This window comes from Allobosea sp. GW821-FHT12C12, assembly GCF_058807355.1.
This window is the reverse complement of sequence record NZ_JBXAQP010000006.1, coordinates 1-15,692: the sequence shown is the minus strand read 5'-3', so window position 1 is coordinate 15,692 and position 15,692 is coordinate 1. Positions and strand designations below refer to the sequence as shown.

Below are 15,692 nucleotides of genomic sequence, written 5' to 3'. Positions count from 1 at the left end.
GCCGGGGCGAGGGGCGAGTCCAGGCCGCCGCAGCCAGGCTTCGGCGTCGAGGCACTGTCTGCACGCCCTACCCATCCCCAGCCCTTCCCCACCGCAAGCGGGGGGAAGGGGACAGGGTGGCGCTCGCCGCCCGTGTCGCTTCCTCATAAGGGACTACCCATGCGCATTCTCGTGACGAACGACGACGGCATCCATGCCGAGGGGCTCGGCGTGCTGGAGGAGATCGCGGCGCAGCTTTCCGACGAGGTCTGGGTCGTCGCGCCCGAGACCGACCAGTCCGGCGTCGCCCATTCGCTGTCGCTGTCGAACCCGCTGCGGCTGCGCCGGATCGGCGAGCGGCGCTATGCCGTCGCCGGCACGCCGACCGACTGCGTCATCATGGCGGCGCGCTCGATCATGATCGAGGCGCGGCCCGATCTCGTGCTGTCGGGCGTCAATCGCGGCCAGAACGTCGCCGAGGACGTGACCTATTCGGGCACCATCGCGGCCGCGATGGAGGGCACGCTGCTCGGCATCCCGTCGATCGCGGTGAGCCAGGCCTACGGGCCGCAGGGCAGGGACCACATCCACTGGGACTGCGCCCGCCATCACGGCCCAGGCATCATCCGCCGGCTGCTCGAGGAGGGCATTCCGAAGGACATCCTGTTCAACCTGAATTTTCCGAACGTGCCGCCGGCGGAGGTTGCGGGCGTGGCGGTGACGGCGCAGGGGCGGCGCGACCAGGAGCTGATGCGGCTGGAGCCCCGGCAGGACGGGCGCGGCAACCCCTATTTCTGGATCGCCTTCCAGCGCTCCAGGAGCGAGCCGGCGAACGGCACCGACCTGCGCGCGCTGTCGGAGAAGAGGATATCGATCACGCCGATCGAGCTCGACCTGACGCATGAGCCGACATTGACGAAGTTCGCGCAGGCGTTTGCTTGACCACGATGCGTCCAGCCCCTTTCCCGTCATGGTCGGGCTTGTCCCGACCATCCACGTCTTCCTGGGTCGAACGCTACGACCAGGACGTGGATGCTCGCCACAAGGGCGAGCATGACGGCAAAGGTAGGCCGCCTGTCGTCGCCATCTAGAACATGACCGAACGCGGGGGCGGGCACATGACCGAAGCGGCCGCCAGCGAGGGCGAGCGCACCGTCGCCTTCCTGCTCTCGCTTCGCGCCCAGGGCGTGCGCGACCTCGCGGTGCTGCGCGCCATGGAGAAGGTCGCGCGCGAGCGTTTCGCGCCGTCGCGCTTCGCCGATCTCGCGCGGCAGGACGTCTCGGTGCCGCTGCCCTGCGGCCAGACCATGACCGCCCCGCACACCGTCGCCAATCTGCTGGGGGCGCTCGAAATGACGCCAGGCGCGCGCGTGCTCGAGATCGGCGCTGGCTCGGGCTATGTCGCGGCGCTGCTGGCGGCGATGGGCGGGGAGGTCGTCTCGATGGAGCGCTACCGCACGCTGGCGCTCGCAGCGCATGAGCGGCTCGCCGGCAGCGGCTTCGGCAAGCTCGTCGACCTGCGCCATGGCGACGGCCTGCAGGCCGACCGCACGCTCGGCCGCTTCGACCGCATCCTGATGAACGGCGTCGTCAATGAGGTTCCCGAGACGCTGCTGGCGCGGCTGTCGCCGGGCGGGCGGCTGGTCGGCGGCCTGCGGGTCGACGGCGTGCCCCTGCGCGTAGTGACGGCCCGGCATGGCGATGGCGGCGTCTCGCAGACGGTCGGGCCGGCCTTGCGGCTCGCGCCGCTGGCCGCAGGGCTCGCTCTGGCGCTCTGAGGCGCGGCGAGGCGGGCGGATCTCAAAAAAGATGAAGAGCGGTCGCGAGCGCGAAACGGTTTCGTAACCTGAACGCGGCTTTAATGCTGGCTATCGAGTTGCGTTGTTCGCGAGTGCAAGTCATGCGTAGCCAGGTATTCATGCGCAGCCAGTTTGCCCTGCGTAGCCCGTCGAGATCGGCCAAGCCCAGCGCTCCCCTGCGCCTGTCGGCTGCCTGCGCTCTCGCCCTCGGCGTCAGCGCCTGCTCCTCGGACACGATGCGCTTCACGGACGCGCCGTTCTCCAGCCCCTTCAAGACGGCCCAGGCCGCGCCGATGTCCGACCCGACCACGACGGGTTCGATCGGCCGCTCCGCCGCCGGTCCGGGCGCGCCGCTTCCCGCCGCTCCGGCCGTCGCCTCGGTGCGCTCGCAACCGCTGCCGCCGCCGCAATCGGCCGTGGCCCTGCGCGGCGCCGCTCCCATCGCCACCGGCGGCACGGCCTCGGGCTGGTCGGCCAATGGCGGCACGCCGATCGTCGTCGCCCAGGGCGAGACGCTCGACATGATCTCCTCGCGCTACGGCGTGCCGAAGGCGGCGCTGATCTCGTCGAACGGGCTGAGCAGCCCGAACGTCGCGCCGGGCTCGCGCCTGACGATTCCGGTCTACAACGCCGCCGGCGCTTCGGCTGCCAGCGTTCCCGCCGCCGCGCCGCGCCAGATGGCGCAGGGCACGCAGACCCAAAGCGATGCCCGCCACGAGCCGGCGCGCGGCGTGCCGACGGTCGCCGCCCGCACCGCGCCGGTTCCGCCCGTGGACGAAAGGGCGAAAGCGGCCGCCGACGCCCAGGCGATGCGCGAATCGCGCGCCCGCTTCGCCGCCGAAGCCAAGGCCAGGGCCGAGGCGAAGAAGACCGGCGCGGCCCCGGTCGCCCCAGCCGAGTCGGCCGCGAAGGTCGCCGAAGTAAAGAAGCCGGCTCCTGTCGCGGAGAAGGCCAAGCCCCTGGTCGTCGCGAGCGCCCCGGCCGAGCCGAAGGCCGCTCCCCTGCCGAAGACCGTCGTCGCCGAGCCCAAGGCCGCCGCGAAGGCCGAGCCCCAGCCCGATCCGAAGACCACGGCCAGCGTGCCGAAGCAGGAAGAAGCCGCCCCCGCCGGGGAGAAGGCCGATTTCCGCTGGCCGGCTCGCGGCCGCGTCATCGCCGGATTCAGCGGCAAGGGCGGCAATGAGGGCATCAACATCGCCGTGCCGGAAGGCACGCCGATCAAGGCGGCCGAGGCCGGCACCGTCGCCTATGCAGGCAACGAGCTGAAAGGCTACGGCAACCTCGTGCTGATCCGCCACCCCAACGGCTACGTCTCGGCCTACGCCCATAACGGCGCCCTGAACGTCAAGCGCGGCGACACGATCAAGCGCGGCCAGGTCGTCGCCACCGCCGGCCAGACCGGCAACGTCTCCTCGCCGCAGCTGCATTTCGAGCTGCGCAAGGGTTCGACCCCGGTCGATCCGACGCCCTATCTCAGCAACTGAGTTTCGGGTTAGCCTTCGATCGGCAACCGCGAGACCCCGCCGATCGGAACAGGAGCGGGGCGGTCCCAGGAAAGGCCGCCCCGCTATTTTGCTGTTGTCTCGAGATTGCTCACCTCTCCCCCGTCATCCCGGAACTGCGCTGCTTCGCAGCTCGTCCGGGATGACGCGATGCATCGTGAGAGACCCTCCAGGCGACCTCGGCCGAGGCCGCGCCTGCGTCTTCCGTCCTTCCCTGTCGCCTTGCGCAACTGCCTTTACACTGCTCACGTCATGCTGATTTTTAGGCGTTGACAAGCAGATTGGGCCTCTTCAAATTCATAGGTATACAAATGAATTTCCCGGCTGACCCAGCGTCGCCGGCATGCGAAACCTATCAATGAGCGCGGGGCGCTTCGCCACCGGGCCAGAACGGGGACCAGCGATGACGATCGACCGTCGGAGTTTTCTAGCCGGCGCTTCTGCCGGCGCCACCCTCATCGCCGCGCCCTCGCTCGTCAGGGCGCAAGGGGCCGGGCCGATCAAGGTCGGCGAGATCAACAGCTACACCGCCCAGCCCGCCTTCCTGAAGCCCTATCGCCAGGGCTGGGAACTGGCGCTGGAGCAGATCAACGCCGCCGGGGGCGCGCTCGGCCGCAAGATCGAGACCGTGTTCCGCGACGACGGCGGCAAGCCCGAGGACGCGGTGCGCCATGCCGGCGATCTGATCAACGCCGAGAAGGTCGACCTGCTCTCGGGCGGATTCCTCTCCAATGTCGGCCTCGCCATCGCCGACTTCGCGCTGCAGAACAAGAGGCTCTACGTCGCTTCCGAGCCGCTCTCAGACGCGCTCGTCTGGGGCAAGGGCAACCGCTACACCTTCCGCCTGCGTCCCTCGACCTACATGCAGGCGGCCATGCTGGTCGAGGAGGCCGCCAGGCTGCCGGCCAAGAAATGGGCCGTGGTCGCGCCGAACTACGAATATGGCCAGTCGGCCGTGAAGTGGTTCAAGGAACTGCTCAAGAAGGCCAAGCCCGATGTCGAGTTCGTCGCTGAGCAGTTCCCGGCGCTCGGCCGCATCGACGCCGGCGCGACCGTGCAGGCGCTGGAGACCTCCAAGCCCGACGCGATCTTCAACGTCACCTTCGGCGCGGACCTCTCGAACTTCGTGCGCCAGGGCAATACGCGCGGCCTGTTCGAGGGCAGGGTGGTCGCCTCGATGCTGACCGGCGAGCCGGAATATCTCGATCCGCTCGGCGCGGAAGCGCCGGTCGGCTGGATCGTCACCGGCTATCCGCAGGCCGAGATCAAGACGCCGGAACACGTCAAGTTCCGCGACGCCTACATGAAGAAGTTCAGCGACTATCCGCGGCTGGGCTCGGTCGTCGGCTTCGACACGATGAATTCGATCGCGGCCGCGCTGACCAAGGCGGGCTCGACCGAAACCGAGAAGCTGGTCGACGCGCTCAAGGGCCTGAAGTTCCCCTCCGCCTTCGGCCAGGCCGAATACCGCGCTGTCGACCACCAGTCGACGCTCGGGGCCTATGTCGGCAAGACCGCGGTCAAGGACGGCAAGGGCGTGATGGTCGACTGGCGCTATGCCGATGGGGCGAAATATCTGCCGAGCGACGCCGAGGTGAAGGCGCTGCGCCCGGCGGGGTGAGGCCGCCCGGTTAGCCCAAGGCAGAGAGACGACCCTCCGCCGTCAGCCCGGACAAGCCGCGCAGCGGCGCGGATCCGGGATCCATCTCAAGGCGCGACAGTGCTCCCATGATGGATCCCGGAGCTCCGCTTCGCCGCGTCCGGGACGACGGGCGGCTTTCCACGCCCAAACCGCACCGAGCTGGACAGGCCACGCATGTTCGACCTCATCCTCACCCAGACCCTGAACGGCCTGGCCTCGGCCTCGTCGCTGTTTCTGGTCGCGTCCGGGTTGTCGATCATCTTCGGCGTCACGCGGATCGTGAACTTCGCGCATGGTTCGCTCTACATGCTCGGCGCCTATCTCGCCTGGACGCTGGTGACGCGCTTCGGGCCGGCCGAGCCGATAGGCTTCTGGGGCGGCGTCGCGCTGGCGGCGCTGTTCGTCGGGCTGATCGGCGTGCTGATCGAGGTCGCGATCCTGCGGCGCATCTACCAGGCGCCCGAGCTGTTCCAGTTGCTCGCCACCTTCGGCGTCGTGCTGATGCTGCAGGATCTGACGCTGGCGACCTGGGGGGCCGAGGACAAGCTCGGGCCGCGCGCGCCGGGCTTCAGGAGCTTCGTCATCCTGTTCGGAAACCGCTTCCCGACCTATGAGCTATTCCTGATCGCGGTCGGGCCGCTCGTGCTGCTGGTGCTCTGGCTGCTGTTCCAGAAGACGCGCTGGGGCACGCTGGTCAGGGCCGCGACGCAGGATCGCGAGATGGTCGGCGCTCTCGGCGTCAACCAGCGCCTGCTGTTCACCTCGGTCTTCGCGTTCGGGGCAATGCTGGCCGGGCTCGGCGGCGCGCTGCAATTGCCGCGCGAGGCGGTGAACCTGCACATGGACCTCGCCATGATCTCGGAGGCCTTCGTCGTCGTGGTCGTCGGCGGGCTCGGCAGCGTGACGGGGGCCTATCTCGCCGCGGTCCTGATCGGCATCCTGCATGCCTTCGGCATCCTGATCGTTCCCAAGATCACGCTGGTTCTGGTCTTCCTCGTCATGGCGGCGGTGCTGGTGGTCAAGCCCTATGGGCTGATGGGCAAGGCCCCGGTCGGCCATGCGCGCGGCCACGGCCCGGCCGAGCCGCTGCTGCTGCCGGCCGACAATCTCACCAAGCTCGCCGGGCTGATCGGCCTCGCCGTCCTGGCGCTCGCGCCGCTGGTCGCGCCCGACCACATCCTGCTGACGCTGACCGAACTCGTCATCTTCGCGCTGTTTGCCGCATCGCTCCATTTCATGATGGGGCCGGGCGGCATGGCCTCCTTCGGCCACGCCGCCTATTTCGGGCTCGGGGCCTATGGCGCGGCGCTCGCCGTGAAATGGCTGGGCGCGCCGATGGAGCCGGCATTGCTCCTGGCGCCGTTCCTGGCCGGCATCGCCGGCGTCGTCTTCGGCTGGTTCTGCGTCAGACTCTCAGGCGTCTATCTCGCCATGCTGACGCTCGCCTTCGCGCAGATCGCCTGGGCGACGGCCTTCCAGTGGGTCGAGGTCACCGGCGGCGACAACGGCATTCTGGGCGTCTGGCCCTCGGCCTGGGCCTCTTCCAAATTCGCGTTCTATTATCTCGCGCTGATCGTCTGCGCGGCCTCGATCCTCGCCCTGCGCCTGACGATCTTCTCGCCGCTCGGCTACGCGCTTCGCGCCGCGCGGGACAACCCGCTGCGCTCGGAGGCGATCGGCATCGACGTGATGCGCATCCAGTGGATCGCCTTCGCCGTCGCGGCTTTTGCCGCCGGCGTCGCGGGCGCGCTCTTCGCCTTCTTCAAGGGCTCGGTCTTCCCGACCTACATGGCGATTCCGCGCTCGGTCGACGCGCTGCTGATGGTGCTGCTCGGCGGCGTCCAGACGGTCTCGGGGCCGATCGTCGGCGCCTTCGCCTTCGCCGGCCTCTCCGAGCAGTTGATGAAGGCGACGATGTACTGGCGCTTCGTGCTCGGCTTCTCGATCGTGCTGCTGGTCATCCTGTTCCCGCGCGGGCTGGTCGGCGCGTCCCTGCTCGGGCTGGAGCGCTGGCGCGGCCGGCCCGAAGCCGAGGCCAGGCCCGTGCTCGCCACGGAGGCCGGCCGATGAGCGCCGTGCCGGCGACGTCGCGGGCCGCCGGCCCCGTTCTGGTGGTGCGCGACCTGCAAAAATCCTTCGGCGGCGTGCGCGCGGTCGACGGCGTCTCGTTCTCGGTCGAGGCCGGGACGATGCTGGCGCTGATCGGCCCCAACGGCGCGGGCAAGACGACCTGCTTCAACATGCTCAACGGCCAGCTCAGGCCAGACAGGGGCGAGGTCGTGCTCGCGGGCCGCGCCATCACAGGCATGAAGCCGCGCGCGGTCTGGCGCATGGGCGTCGGCCGGACCTTCCAGATCACCGCGACCTTCACCTCGATGACGGTGCGCGAGAACATCCAGATGGCGCTGATCTCGCATGCCGGGGAAATCTTCAGCCCGTTCGGCCGCGCCCGCGGCAAATTCAAGGATTCTGCCGACGCGCTGCTCGCGCAGGTCGGCATGCTGGAGCAGGCGGAGCGCGCCTGCGGCGTGCTCGCCTATGGCGACCTCAAGCGCGTCGAGCTCGCCGTCGCGCTCGCCAACCAGCCGAAACTCCTGCTGATGGACGAGCCGACCGCCGGCATGGCCCCGCGCGAGCGCATCGAGCTGATGGCGCTCACCGCCGCCATCGCCGCCGCCAAGGGCATCGCCGTGCTGTTCACCGAGCACGACATGGACGTCGTCTTCACCCATTCCGACAGCGTCATCGTGCTCGATCGCGGCCGGCTGATCGCCCATGGCACGGCCGAGGAAGTCCGCCACGATCCGAATGTGCGGGCGGTCTATCTCGGCTCCGGCGCGACCTCGGGAGGGCATTGAGATGACCGCCATGCTCGAGATCGCCGGGCTCGAGGCCTATTACGGCCGCGCCCACATCCTGCAGGGCGTCGCGTTCACGATGAAGCGCGGCGAAGTTCTGGCGCTGATGGGGCGCAACGGCGCCGGCAAATCCACCACGATGAAGGCGGTGATGGGACTCGTGCCGCCGGCCGGCGGCAGCGTGGTCTCGTTCGAGGGCCAGGCGGTGCAAGGGCGCGAGCCCTTCGAGATCGCCCGGCTCGGCATCGGCTACGTGCCGGAGGACCGGCGCGTCTTCTCCGAGCTGTCGGTGATGGAAAACCTCTCGGTCGCCCAGCGCCCGCCGCGTCCCGACGCGCCGCACTGGACGCCGGAGCGGCTGTTTTCGCTCTTTCCCAATCTCGGGCGCATGCGCGACCGGCCGGGCGGGGCGATGTCCGGCGGCGAGCAGCAGATGCTGACGATCGCACGCACGCTGATGGGCAACCCCAAGCTCGTCCTGCTCGACGAGCCTTCCGAGGGACTTGCGCCCGTCATCGTCGAGGAGATGGCCAGGACGATCCTGGCGCTGAAGGGCGAGGGGCTGACCGTGCTGATCTCGGAGCAGAACCTGCACTTCGCCGGCAACGTCGCCGACCGCGCCGCGATCATCGAGAAGGGCATGATCCGGTTCACCGGCACGATGGACGAGCTGAAGGCCAACGAAGCGGTCAGGACGCAGTATCTGTCGGTGTAGATCCGTCATCGCGAGCGCAGCGAGGCAATGACGGCAAGGCCGCTCCGCCGACGCTGCGCCATTCGCCCGCCAGCGCCAGCAGCGCACCCTCGATCAGCCCTTGCGCGAGAAGCGCCTCCGCGGCCTCGACGCCATTCGACAGTGCCGCCGCCACAGCCTTCGGAGCCAGCGGCCCAACATCCATCGTCACGGCCAAGTCCTTGAGATCGCTGTCGGGATCGAGCTCGCGAGCCGGCTTTCTTTCGATTGCCGCATCGTCGACGTTGACTGCATTCGCGACGATCGTCGCCGCCGCGTCGGCTTCCGCCGCCGAGCGCGCCAGCACCGTCACGGCGTCGGCGATGCCGCGCGAGAAGGAGCGTCCGCGCCAGCCGCTGGTCGCGACGCCGCGAACAGGCGTAGCCGCCTCCAGCCGCAGGAAACCGTCGGGCCGGGCCCGCGCCAGCGAGGGCACGACGCCGATGTCGAGGTGATGGCCCGGCGCGATATGGACGGCGATGTCGCCGCCATTGTTGACATAGGCGCGTTCGAGGCCCGGCGCGGCCGAGACCATGGCCGCCATCGCGGTATCCGCGACCGCGCCCGCCACCGCCGCCATCGGCGTGATGAACCGGCCGCGATGCGGCCAGCAGGCGCGGGCCATGCGCTGGGCCGTCGCACCCTGGAGCGAGGGCGGCCGGTGGCTGAGCGGCTGGCGCAGGACGGGGAGTTCGGAGGCGAGTTCGGCGAGCAGGCCGTCGAAGGCGGCCTCGGCCGCCGCATAGGCCCGCTCGATCGCATCGGCCTCACCGAAAGCCGCGATGACGAGATCGCTCGGGCCTTCCTGCAGATGCAGCCGGTTGCCGGGCAGTCGAACAGCGTGGTGGGTCTTCATCGCTTTCGCCAACCGTCATTGCGAGCGTCGCGAAGCAAGGACGAAATGTCATCAAACCTCCCGCAGCGGCCAGGGGTTCTCCGTCATCGCCGGCTCGATGCGCGCCTCGCCGCCATGGGCGCGCATCACCTCTTCGATCGGCACGATTTCGTCCTCGTGGCCGCCGAGCGCCAGGTAGAGCTCGCGCGGCAAGGTGAACTCGATCGGCGCGACCAGCGCCGGCGTCGGCACATGGCCGAAGGCGTTCTTCGGCAGCCGCAGCACGTCGACCATCACGGTGATGCCGCCGCCCGGCCAGACGAAGACAGGCGCGCCGCCCATCGTCACGCGGGTCGCGCCGGACTGGACCGAGCGCGTCAGCAGCACCGGATTCTCGGTGACGCCGGCGCGGAGCGAGCCGCCGGCGCCGGCCATGAAGGTGACGGTGCAGAGCGAGGGCTCGCAGTTCTGGCCGATGCGCTCGACCACCTGCCGCACGGGCGGGGGCATCCGCGCCTCGACCGGACGCAAATTCTCATCCAGCACGAAGAAGGCCGAATCCTCGCCGGTGGTCGAGGTCATCAGCAGGCGCATGCCCGGCCAGGCCAGCTTCTCGTCGATCTTCTGGATGATCGAGAGCGGCTGCGTGATGTCGGTGCCGCCCCAGCCGAGGCCGGGCTCGGCGACCTGGAAATAGCGGCCGGGCGTCGATTTGCGGCCGCGCACCCGGATGCCCGCCGGCTTCATGTCGAGCACGCGGCCGGCCTGATGCTCGGTCAGGACGCCGGTGATGTGGTCGTCGACGACGATGACCTCGTCGACATGGTCGCGCCATTGCCGCGCGAAGATGCCGATCGTGGCCGAGCCGCAGCCGACGCGCATGCGCGTCTCCGGCTTGCCGTCGACGATCGGCGGCTGGCCTGCCTGCACGACCACGCCGTGTCCGCCGTCGATGGTCAGCTCGACCGCCTCGCCGTTCGCGAGCCGGAGCATCGCCTCGCAGGTGGCGCTGCCCTCTTTCTTGGAGCCGCCGGTGAGATGGCGCACGCCCCCGAGCGAGAGCATCTGCGAGCCGTATTCGGCCGTGGTGACATGGCCGATCTGCTCGCCCCCGGCGCGGATCGCCGCCGTCTCGGGGCCGAGATGCCGGTCGGTGTCGATCTTCACCTTGACCCCGCAATAGGAGAAGATGCCCTCGGTCACGACCGTAACGGTGTCGACGCCGTCATGCCGCGACGAGACGATGAAGGGCGCGGGCTTGTAGTCCGGATAGGTCGTGCCCGAGCCGATGCCGGTGACGAAGACGCGGCTCGAGGGCAGGGCCGCGCCGTCCCAGTCCTCGGCGTTCTCGGCGAAGGGCACCAGCGGCTGGCCGGTCTCGACCGCTTCCGCCAGCAGCACGACCGGGTCGGTCCGGACAAGAAGTCCGTCCTGATTGGCGTAGCGCGAGCAGGCGCCGGAGCGGCCGGGCCTGATCCGGCACAGCACCGGGCAGGCGTCGCAGCGGATGATGCCGTCATCGCCCTCCGCCGCCCCGAACTTGCGCGAGCGTCCGGCGCGGGCCGCGTTCGTGATTGCAAGCGAGCCTTCATCCTGAGGAGCAGGCGGAGCCTGCGTCACGAAGGATGCTCCGGAGCGCGCTGGACGATCCTTCGAGACGCCGCTTCGCGGCTCCCCAGGATGAGGGTTGTGGTCGGCCTTCGATTCCTTCTCCCGCAGCATTTCCCACAGGCGATGCGGCAGCACCGGGATCTGCCTCGGAGTCACCCCCGTCGCGTGGCGGATCGCGCCCAAGATCGCCGGCGCGGTCGGGACAAGCGCCGGCTCGCCGATGCCCTTCGCGCCGGACGGTCCCAGCGGCTCGGGGTCCTCGATCAGGACGATATCGATCGGCGGCACGTCGCCGACGGTCGGGATCAGGTAGTCGTGCAGGTTCTCGGTGCGGCCGGGCAGATATTCTTCCATCAGCGCGAGCCCGATGCCCTGGGCGATGCCGCCATGGATCTGGCCCTCGACCAGCATCGGGTTGATCGCCTTGCCGACGTCATGGGCCGCGACGATGCGGTTCAGCTTCACCGTGCCGAGATCGAGATCGACGTCGAGCGAGGCGATCTGCGCGGCGAAGCCGTAGGTCGCATAGGGAATGCCCTGGCCATCGGCGTCGAGCGGGATGGTCGGCGGGTCGAATGAGCCGAGACCTTCCAGCACGATGCCTTCGGCATCGGCGGGGAGGGCGGCGAGGTCGATCCGGGCGCAGACGCCGTTCTCGGTGACGCTCAGGCTCGCCTCGTCGAGATGCAGGCTCGCGCCTTCGCCGGCGTTGGTCAGCCGCAGGATCGCGGCCCGCAAATCCCTGGCCGCGGCCTGCGAGGCCCGGCCCGAGACGAAGGTCTGGCGCGAGGCCGAGGTCTTGCCTGCGTCGAGCGTGAGCGCGCTGTCGCCGATGACGAGCCTGAAGGCGGAAACCGGCAGGCCGAGCGCGTCGGCCGCGATCTGGGTCAGCACGGTCGTCGAACCCTGGCCGATATCGACTGCGCCGTTCCAGAAGGTGAGGGCGCCGTCCCGATCGAGCGTGATCCGCATCGTCGAGGGGTTCGACATCCCGGTGTTGCCGATGCCGTACCACATGCAGCCAATGCCGACGCCGCGGCGCGAGCGGCCTTCCTTCGCGTTGAAGGCGGCGGCGTCCGCGAGCAGCGCCTGCCAATCCGGCTTCAACGCCTCGAGGCATTCGGCCAGGCCAGCGCTAGCTTCCAGCACCTGTCCGCAGGCGGTGGCGTCGCCGGCGCGGATCGCGTTGATCAGGCGGAACTCCAGCCGGTCGATGCCGGCCGCGGCCGCCAGATCGTCGAACAGGCTCTCCTGCGCGATCGCCGCCTGCGGCACGCCGAAGCCCCGGAATGCGCCGGAGGGCGGGCCGTTGGTGAAGATGGCGCGCGAGAGGTTGCGGACGTTGGGCACCTTGTAGGGTCCGGTCGCATGGACCGGCACGCGGCCGGCGACGGTCGGCCCCCAGGAGGAATAGGCCCCCGTGTCGAAATCGCCGTCCATGGCGAAGGCGACGAGCTTGCCGTCCGCGTCGCAGGCGGCTTTCGCCGTGATCTGCGAGGGGTGGCGCTTGGTCGAGGAGACCATCGATTCGATCCGACCGAAGACGCAGGCGACCGGCCGCCTCAGCACCCAGGCCGCGACCGCCAGCATCGGCTGCAGCGAGACGTCGAGCTTGCCGCCGAAACCGCCGCCGCAGGCCGAGGGGATGATCCGCACGGCGTCGAGCGCGATGCCGAGCACGCGGGCGACCTCGTCGCGGTCCATGTAAGGGGCCTGCGTGCAGGCGAAGACCTCGATCGCGTCGCCGATGCGCCGTGCATAGCCGGCTTCGGGTTCGATATAGGCGTGCTCGACGAAGCCGGTCTCGAACGAACCGGACGCCGTGTGGACGGCCGCCGCGAAGCCTCCCTCGACATCGCCGCTGACGACGCGGCCGCGCGTCAGCACGTTGTCGGGCGCGAAATCGTGAAGCGAGAAGGCGTCCTCGGCCAGCGCGGCCTGGCTGCCGATCATCGCCGGCAGCGGCTCCCATGCGATGGGAAACTCGCTCATCCGCACCGCCTCGACCGCCGCCTTCTCGCCGACGATGGCGAGCACGCATTCGCCGCGATAGCGCGTCTCGCCGGTGGAGAAGACCGGCTGGTCCTTGAGATGCGGATAGATGCCGAAGGAATTTTCGCCCGGCACGTCGGCGGGCGTGAAGATCCTCACCAGCCCCGGCCGGCTCGCGACGAAAGCGTCGAGATCGCCCAGCGTGAAGCGGGCGCGCGGGTGCGGCGAGCGCAAGGCGCGCAGCCAGAGCGCGCCGTCCGGCACGCGGTCCGCGCCGTAGATCTCCGTGCCGGCGACCTTCGGCTCGCCGTCGAGTCGGGCGATGCGCGTCCCGATCGAGGCGCTGGTCTCCCTCCCCCCGCTTGCGGTGGGGAGGGCCGGGGCGGGGGGGAGAGTCCACGCCGGTTCGCCGCGATCGGAGGAGGAGCCACGTCCTGCACGCCCCCCCATCCCTGGCCCTTCCCCACCGCAAGCGGGGGGAAGGGGACCTGTAGCAGGGTCGGCCGGCGAAGCGTCGGACACGAACCCGTGCGCCGCGCGCACAGCCTCGACGATCTTGATGTAACCCGTGCAGCGGCAGAGCACGCCACCGAGCGCGTCCAGCGTCGCGGGCTCGGTCGGCCGCGGATCGCGCGCGAGCAGGTCGTAGGCCGCCATCAGCATGCCCGGCGTGCAGATGCCGCACTGGGCCGCGCCATGGGCGTGGAACGAGGCCTGCAGCGCGCGGCCGAGCGGGTCGCCGGCCAGGCCCTCGACGGTGGCGACGCCGCGGCCTTCGACCTGTCCGAGCGGGATCAGGCAGGCGCAGGCCTGCGCGCCGTCGAGCAGGATGGTGCAGGCGCCGCAATCGCCGGCGTCGCAGCCGATTTTCGTTCCGGTCGCGCCGAGGCTCGCGCGCAGCGCCTCGCTCAGGCGGGTATCGGGCGGCTCGGCGAGCGCGACGGCATCGCCGTTGAGACGGAAGCGGATCGTCTCGTCGCGTGCCGCCGGCACGGTGGAGCGGTCATGGACGTTCACGCGGCGACCTCCATTGGGGCGGCGAGCAGGCCGGCCAGCGCCCGGCGCACCAGCACCAGCGCCGAACTGGCGCGATAGGCGGCGCTGGCGCGGACATCCGCGATCGGCGAAAGCGTCGCGAGATCGGCCGGCGTGACCGCGCCCGCGAGTGCGGGCGACGCCGCCTGGCCCAGCAGCCTCAGTTCCAGTCCGGTCAGCCGCCGCGGCGCGGCCGAGCAGGCCCCGACCGCGATCCGCAGCGCCGCGATGCGGCCGGTTCGATCGAGTGCGACATTGGCCGCGACCGAGGCGATCGAGATCACGAGATAGCTGCGCGCGCCGAGTTTCTGGAAGGTCGAGCGCATCGCCTCCGGCTGCGGCGGGACATGGATCGCGACCAGCAATTCGTCGGGCGAGAGCGCGGTCCGGCGGTTTCCGAAGATGAAGGCCGAGAGCGGCAGCCGCCGCCTGCCGCGCGGGCTCGCCAGTTCGACCTCCGCATCGAGCGCCAGCAGCGGCGGCACGCCGTCGGCGGCCGGCGAGGCGTTGCAGAGATTTCCGGCGATCGTGCCGCGATTCTGGATCTGGACGCCGCCGACCTGGGCGGAGGCCCGCTTCAGAGCGTCGAATGCCCGCGGCAGATCCGCCGCCATGACCGCGCTCCAGCTCGCCAGCGCGCCGATCCGCGTGCCCCGCGGGCCATGGTCGATGCCGCCGAGTTCGGGGACGGCGCTGATGTCGAGCATGTCGCTTGGGTAAGGCTCGAACCAGGCGGCGCGCTGGGTGCGCACCGGGTAGACGTCGGTGCCGCCGGCCAGCACGGTCGGCGGGGCGGCGGCGGCGCTTTCGGCCCTCAGCGTCAGCGCCTCGTTGAGGCTGGTCGGTCTGTGGTAGCGCGTCATGATGCGAGCCCCGGCGAGTTCATGGCGATGCTGTCGGCGGCGTCAGTCGAGTTCCGGCGCGAGCGCGACGGTCAGCCCGTCGAGCTCGGGCGAAAACAGGATCTGGCAGGCGAGGCGGGAATTCGGGCGGACGTCGAAGGCCTCGTCGAGGCGCTCCAGCTCGTCCTCTCGCGGCGGGTGCAGCCTGTCGATCCAGTCCGGGCGGACATAGACATGGCAGGTGGCGCAGGCGCAGGCGCCGCCGCACTCGGCCTTGATCGGCAGACCCCAGTCGCGGATGATCTCCATCAGCCGCCAGCCTTCGAGCGCCTCCAGCTCGCGCTCCTGCCCGTCGCGGTCGGTCACGCGCACATGCATCACGCCACGCCGAGCTTTTTCTGGAGGGCTGTCGATGATGTGGTGTACTGGAAGGTGAGGCGCCTGTCGGGATAGACGTAGCGGTGGACCTTCTGGGCGGCGAGGGCGGCCTCGTGGAAGCCCGAGAGGATGAGCTTGAGCTTGCCGGGATAGGTGTTGATGTCGCCGATGGCGAAGATGCCCGGCACGCTGGTCTCGAACTTCTCGGTGTCGGCCGGGATCAGGTTCTCGTTGAGGTTCAGGCCCCAGTTCGCGATCGGGCCGAGCTTCATGGTCAGGCCGAAGAACGGCAGCAGCGTGTCGCAGGCGACGGCGAAGGTCGCGCCGGCATTGTCGCGGCAGGTCGCGGCCGAGAGGGTCGTCCCGTCGCCCTCGAGCCCGGCGACCTGGCCGAAGCGCAATTCCATTTCGCCGTCCGCGACGAGCGCGCGCATCCGCTCGACGGAGTGGGGCGCGGCGCGGAACTCGTCGCGGCGGTGCATGAGC

General features: G+C 69.9%; 12 protein-coding genes and 1 pseudogene. 7 read left to right on the top strand and 6 right to left on the bottom strand.

Annotated elements, in window-relative coordinates:
- Positions 1–159: 159 nt before the first annotated feature.
- The 7 genes from surE to AC1RRW_RS10240 all read left to right on the top strand — a co-directional run bounded on the left by surE (position 160) and on the right by AC1RRW_RS10240 (position 8,495).
- Positions 160–921 (top strand): 5'/3'-nucleotidase SurE, encoded by a 762-nt coding sequence (gene surE, locus AC1RRW_RS10270; RefSeq protein WP_492900648.1) that lies wholly within the window; start codon positions 160–162, stop codon positions 919–921.
- Between the two features lie 176 nt (positions 922–1,097).
- Positions 1,098–1,757: a protein-L-isoaspartate O-methyltransferase family protein gene (locus tag AC1RRW_RS10265; protein ID WP_492900647.1), complete on the top strand. Its 660-nt coding sequence runs from the start codon at positions 1,098–1,100 to the stop codon at positions 1,755–1,757.
- Between the two features lie 122 nt (positions 1,758–1,879).
- Positions 1,880–3,262, top strand: a complete 1,383-nt coding sequence (locus tag AC1RRW_RS10260; protein WP_492900646.1) for a peptidoglycan DD-metalloendopeptidase family protein — start codon at positions 1,880–1,882, stop codon at positions 3,260–3,262.
- A 421-nt stretch (positions 3,263–3,683) separates the two neighbouring features.
- The gene (locus tag AC1RRW_RS10255; protein ID WP_492900645.1) at positions 3,684–4,901 is read left to right on the top strand and encodes an ABC transporter substrate-binding protein; all 1,218 of its coding nucleotides are present in this window, start codon (positions 3,684–3,686) and stop codon (positions 4,899–4,901) included.
- A 195-nt stretch (positions 4,902–5,096) separates the two neighbouring features.
- Complete coding sequence (locus AC1RRW_RS10250) at positions 5,097–6,992, top strand: ABC transporter permease (RefSeq protein WP_492900644.1); 1,896 nt, start codon at positions 5,097–5,099, stop codon at positions 6,990–6,992.
- On the top strand, positions 6,989–7,780 hold the full coding sequence (locus AC1RRW_RS10245) for an ABC transporter ATP-binding protein (protein WP_492900643.1): 792 nt from the start codon (positions 6,989–6,991) through the stop codon (positions 7,778–7,780). Before AC1RRW_RS10250 ends, AC1RRW_RS10245 begins: the two co-directional genes overlap by 4 nt.
- A 1-nt stretch (position 7,781) precedes the next feature.
- Positions 7,782–8,495, top strand: coding sequence for an ABC transporter ATP-binding protein (locus tag AC1RRW_RS10240; protein ID WP_492900642.1), 714 nt, complete (start codon positions 7,782–7,784; stop codon positions 8,493–8,495).
- On the opposite strand, the gene AC1RRW_RS10235 is transcribed toward AC1RRW_RS10240, so the two are convergent.
- The 6 genes and pseudogenes from AC1RRW_RS10235 to AC1RRW_RS10210 form a co-directional block, all read right to left on the bottom strand.
- Positions 8,470–9,369, bottom strand: coding sequence for a UPF0280 family protein (locus tag AC1RRW_RS10235; protein WP_492900641.1), 900 nt, complete (start codon positions 9,367–9,369; stop codon positions 8,470–8,472). The genes AC1RRW_RS10240 and AC1RRW_RS10235 overlap by 26 nt on opposite strands.
- Before the next feature lie 51 nt (positions 9,370–9,420).
- On the bottom strand, positions 9,421–10,860 hold the full coding sequence (locus AC1RRW_RS10230; RefSeq protein ID WP_492900896.1) for a 6-hydroxynicotinate reductase: 1,440 nt from the start codon (positions 10,858–10,860) through the stop codon (positions 9,421–9,423).
- 393 nt (positions 10,861–11,253) lie between these two features.
- Positions 11,254–13,944 (bottom strand): annotated as a pseudogene (locus tag AC1RRW_RS10225) (molybdopterin-dependent oxidoreductase); the annotation flags it as partial.
- A gap of 20 nt (positions 13,945–13,964) precedes the next feature.
- On the bottom strand, positions 13,965–14,849 hold the full coding sequence (locus AC1RRW_RS10220) for an FAD binding domain-containing protein (protein WP_492900640.1): 885 nt from the start codon (positions 14,847–14,849) through the stop codon (positions 13,965–13,967).
- 42 nt (positions 14,850–14,891) lie between these two features.
- The gene (locus AC1RRW_RS10215) at positions 14,892–15,206 is read right to left on the bottom strand and encodes a 2Fe-2S iron-sulfur cluster-binding protein (RefSeq protein ID WP_492900639.1); all 315 of its coding nucleotides are present in this window, start codon (positions 15,204–15,206) and stop codon (positions 14,892–14,894) included.
- Positions 15,206–15,692 (bottom strand): NAD(P)/FAD-dependent oxidoreductase (locus tag AC1RRW_RS10210; protein ID WP_492900638.1); only part of this gene is annotated, 487 nt, incomplete at its 5' end. The genes AC1RRW_RS10210 and AC1RRW_RS10215, both read right to left, overlap by 1 nt.

Bases quoted from the DNA above. Each gene is read 5' to 3' on its own strand.
- surE (WP_492900648.1), top strand. From the start codon at position 160: ATGCGCATTCTCGTGACGAACGACGACGGCATCCATGCCGAGGGGCTC.
- AC1RRW_RS10265 (WP_492900647.1), top strand. From the start codon at position 1,098: ATGACCGAAGCGGCCGCCAGCGAGGGCGAGCGCACCGTCGCCTTCCTG.
- AC1RRW_RS10260 (WP_492900646.1), top strand. From the start codon at position 1,880: ATGCGTAGCCAGGTATTCATGCGCAGCCAGTTTGCCCTGCGTAGCCCG.
- AC1RRW_RS10255 (WP_492900645.1), top strand. From the start codon at position 3,684: ATGACGATCGACCGTCGGAGTTTTCTAGCCGGCGCTTCTGCCGGCGCC.
- AC1RRW_RS10250 (WP_492900644.1), top strand. From the start codon at position 5,097: ATGTTCGACCTCATCCTCACCCAGACCCTGAACGGCCTGGCCTCGGCC.
- AC1RRW_RS10245 (WP_492900643.1), top strand. From the start codon at position 6,989: ATGAGCGCCGTGCCGGCGACGTCGCGGGCCGCCGGCCCCGTTCTGGTG.
- AC1RRW_RS10240 (WP_492900642.1), top strand. From the start codon at position 7,782: ATGACCGCCATGCTCGAGATCGCCGGGCTCGAGGCCTATTACGGCCGC.
- AC1RRW_RS10235 (WP_492900641.1), bottom strand. From the start codon at position 9,369: ATGAAGACCCACCACGCTGTTCGACTGCCCGGCAACCGGCTGCATCTG.
- AC1RRW_RS10220 (WP_492900640.1), bottom strand. From the start codon at position 14,849: ATGACGCGCTACCACAGACCGACCAGCCTCAACGAGGCGCTGACGCTG.
- AC1RRW_RS10215 (WP_492900639.1), bottom strand. From the start codon at position 15,206: ATGCATGTGCGCGTGACCGACCGCGACGGGCAGGAGCGCGAGCTGGAG.